The sequence below is a fragment of the Promicromonospora kroppenstedtii DSM 19349 genome (genome assembly GCF_000515355.1).
Taxonomy (GTDB): domain Bacteria; phylum Actinomycetota; class Actinomycetes; order Actinomycetales; family Cellulomonadaceae; genus Promicromonospora; species Promicromonospora kroppenstedtii.
This window is the reverse complement of sequence record NZ_KI911735.1, coordinates 10541-14160: the sequence shown is the minus strand read 5'-3', so window position 1 is coordinate 14160 and position 3620 is coordinate 10541. Positions and strand designations below refer to the sequence as shown.

Sequence of the window (3620 nt, the reverse complement as noted above, 5' to 3'; positions counted from 1 at the left end):
GCCGGCCCCGGAGGGCCGGCCGCGGTTCGCGACGCACCGGGGCCGCCGCCAGCGAGGCCCCGGTGGTCGCTGTCTCTGTGGTCACCGGTCAGCCCTGGCTCTGGGGGGTGAAGGGAGTCAGGGTCGTACCGGCGTCGAACTCCTCGTCGAAGACGTCCTGCATCCCGGCCAGGTACTGCTCCGCGGTGCTGTCGCCGGTCACCACCTTGTCGAACTCGGTGATGAGGTAGGAGTCGGTCTTCGGCGGGAAGAAGGTCCAGGTCGCGTAGCCGACGTTGGTCGACTCGGGGATCTGGCTGTAGAGGTCCACGGTGCGGTCGTCGACCTCGTCGGGGAACTGGTCGGCGCTGACCGCCAGCGGCGGCGGGTTCTCGCCCGTGCGCGCCGTGTACTCCAGCGCCCGGTCGACGTCGCCGGCCACGTAGTCGATGAACCCGGCCGCCGCGTCGGGGTCGGCGGAGTCGGCGCTGACGGACAGCGCGGTACCGATCGCGAGGGGGAACACACCCGGCTCGACCGAGTCGCTCAGCGACGGCAGCGGCGCCCAGGCCCACTGCGACGGGTCCTCGAACACCTCCGAGAGGGAGTTGAAGGACCAGGTGCCGCTGAGGTACATGGCGGTGGTGCCGTTGGCCAGGCCGGTCACGTTCGCCGTGTCGTCCGTGGTGAAGTAGGACTCCGCGCCGCCGGCCAGCCAGCCCTTGTCGATCCAGTCCTGGATCAGCTCGATCGCCGCGACGAACTCCGGGTCGGTGAAGGACGCCTCGCCCGTCAGGACGTCGTGGATCTTCTCCGGCCCGACGGCGGCGTTGAAGACCGCCGTGACGAGCCACTCGCTCATGCCCTGGTAACCGGCGTTCCCGCCACCGAGCGGCACCATGCCCGCCTCGTCGGCCTCCTTGGCGACCTGCTCGAACTCCGCGAGCGTGGTCGGCGGGGTCCAGCCGTGCTCCTCGAACACCGCCGAGTTGTAGTACAGGACCATCGACCCGTAGCTGGCCGGGACGGAGGAGACCTTGCCGTCGACGGTGCTGAGCTCGTAGGCCCAGGGCAGGAACGTGTCCTGCCAGCCGTACTCCTGCGCGTACTCGTCGAGCGAGATGGTGCGGTCCGCGCGGGCGAAGTCGGAGGCCGACGACGGGCCGTCCGAGTACACGATGTCGGGCGCCTGCCCGGCCGAGACCGCCGTGTCGGTGAGCTGCCCGATCGTGGTCAGCTCCTTGACCTCCATGTCGACCTGCGCGTCGCCGTCGGCGTTGAACCCGTCGACGAAGATCTCCTGGAAAGCCTCCTCGGTGCTCGGCGCGTAGAACGCCCCCCAGTAGGTGACCGCGTCGCCGCCGCCGCTGCCGCCGCTGCTCACGCAGCCGGCCAGGGCGACCGAGACCGCGGCGACGAAGCCGATCGGAGCCAGTGCGCGCTTGGTGATTCTCAAGGTGTCGTGTCTCTCTCGCGAGGGTGGATGGTGCCAGGCGGATAGAGCAGGTGGAACGGACGGGGAGCGGGTCAGGTCGAGTCGCGCACGACCAGCCGGTTGGACAGGGCCACGGCGCGGGTGACCTCGGTGACGTCGCCGTCGAGCCGTTCGAGCAGCAGGCGCGCGCACGCGCGCCCGATCTCGCGGGCCGGGTTCTCGATGGTGGTCAGCGGCGGGCTGACCAGGGACGCAGCGTCGATGTCGTCATAGCCGGTCAGCGCGACGTCCTCCGGCACGCGCAGCCTGCTGGCGCGGGTCACGTCGAGCACCCCGATGGCGATCAGGTCGTTGGCCGCGACGATCGCGTCGGGCCGCTCGCCGCGCTCCAGCAGCAGCGCGGCGCCGTCGCGGCCGCCCTGCCGCGTGTACTCGGTGAACACGACGTCGTCGTCCCGGAAGGGCAGGCCCGCCGCCTGGAGGGCGGCCCGGTAGCCCTCCAGGCGCTGCTGGGTCGGGATCACCGACTCCTCGCCGCCCAGGAAGGCGATGCGCCGGCGGCCGCGCGCGATCAGGTGCTCGGTGACCGCACGCGCGCCGCGGACGTCGTCGCTGTGCACGTAGTCGCCGCCGCCCGGCGGCTCCTCCCCGAGCGTGACGAAGGGGATGCCGGCGTCGTGCAGCTCGGCGAGGCCGGCCGCCGGGATGCCGAACGGCGCGGCCACCATCGCGTCCACGCGCCGCGACAAGAGACGGTGGATGGCGTTGGTCGAGCGGTCCATGCCGCTGGCGTCGGTGACGGTCAGCAGGATGTCGCGGGGCACGAGCACGTCCTGCATGCCGGCGGCGACCAGCGGGTAGAACGGGTTCTCCAGGGTCGGCACGATCAGGGCGATCGTGCCGGTGCGCCCGCCGCGGAGCTGGGACGCGCCGGGGTGGGCGCGGTAGCCGAGATGGGTGATCGCGGCCTCCACCCGGGCCCGGGTGGCAGCCGAGACGGGCCGGTTGCCCGAGACGACCTGCGAGACCGTCGACATGCTCACGCCCGCGACCTCGGCCACCTCGCGTATTCCGACCATCACCCTCTCCTCGTCGACCCGTCGTGCGCCTCGCCGTGCGCAAAAGGTTTTGGAGTAGCATCCTGCAAACTCACCCTGTGATGCAAGACACAAGCGCAAAAAGGTGCGCAAACACCTCTACGACACGCATGCTCGCCTGGCTGAAGCATGCAAAACGTTACGTTTCGGGGCGGCGTTCATGGACGACGTCGCCGGGCGAGGCGGACGAGAGGCGAGGACCGGAGGAGCATGAACAACGACCGTGCGCGCGGAGCGCTGCTCGGCCTGGCGATCGGTGACGCCATGGGCGCGCCGACCGAGGGCATGACCCTTCCCGCGATCCGCGAGAGGTGGGGCCGGGTGCGCGGCTTCGTCGACCCCGACGCCGCCGGCACGGACGACACCGAGTACGCCGTCCTGTGCGCCCGGGGCGTGCTGCGGGCGGGCGCGGACCTGACGTCCGCCGTGGTGGCCGACACCTGGCTGGATGCCCTGCGCGCCCAGCGCACCGGGTTCAACCGGGCCGGCTTCAGCGAGATGATCGCGATCGCCAACCTCCACGCCGGCATGGCGCCGCCCGCCAGCGGGCAGCGCAACGCCGAGACCTGGAGCGACGGCGCGGCCATGCGCGTGGCCCCGATCGGCGTCTACGCCGCCGGGGACCCCGCCCTCGCGATCCGGATGGCGCGGGCCGACGCCGAGGTCAGCCACTCGCGCGACGGCATCTGGTGCGCCCAGGCGATCGCCGCCGGCGTCGCCGTCGCCATGGTCGCGGACGACGTCGACCCCGTGCTGGACGCCATGCTCGCGGCGATGCCCGAGGACTCCTGGTCGGCCCGCACGGCGCGCCGCGCGCTCGACATCGCCACGCGCGCCGGCTCCCCGGAGGAGGCCGAGGAGGCCCTCTTCTCGGCCATCCCGCTGCGGCACTACATGTGGGCCGACGTCGCCCCCGAGGCCGTCGCGCTGACCATCGGCCTGCTGCGGGCCAACGACGGCACGCTGGGCGCCATCGAGTCCGGCGTCAACATCGGCCGCGACTCCGACACCATCGCGGCCATGGCCGGCGCCGTGGCCGGTGCCCTGCACGGCGCGAGCGCGCTCGACCCGGCGCACGTCGCCCAGGTGCGGTCCGTGACCGGCCAGTG

At 72.2% G+C, this 3620-nt stretch carries 3 protein-coding genes; 1 reads left to right on the top strand and 2 read right to left on the bottom strand.

All coding sequences use genetic code 11. From position 1 onward, the window contains the following. Positions 1-88: 88 nt before the first annotated feature. Positions 89-1435, bottom strand: coding sequence for an ABC transporter substrate-binding protein (locus PROKR_RS22110; RefSeq protein WP_036967564.1), 1347 nt, complete (start codon positions 1433-1435; stop codon positions 89-91). Positions 1436-1506: 71 nt separating this feature from the next. Beyond that, on the bottom strand, positions 1507-2493 hold the full coding sequence (locus tag PROKR_RS22105; protein ID WP_051433240.1) for a LacI family DNA-binding transcriptional regulator: 987 nt from the start codon (positions 2491-2493) through the stop codon (positions 1507-1509). Positions 2494-2721: 228 nt separating this feature from the next. On the opposite strand from PROKR_RS22105, the gene PROKR_RS22100 reads away from it, so the two are divergent. Further along, positions 2722-3620 (top strand): ADP-ribosylglycohydrolase family protein (locus PROKR_RS22100; RefSeq protein ID WP_051433239.1); only part of this gene is annotated, 899 nt, incomplete at its 3' end.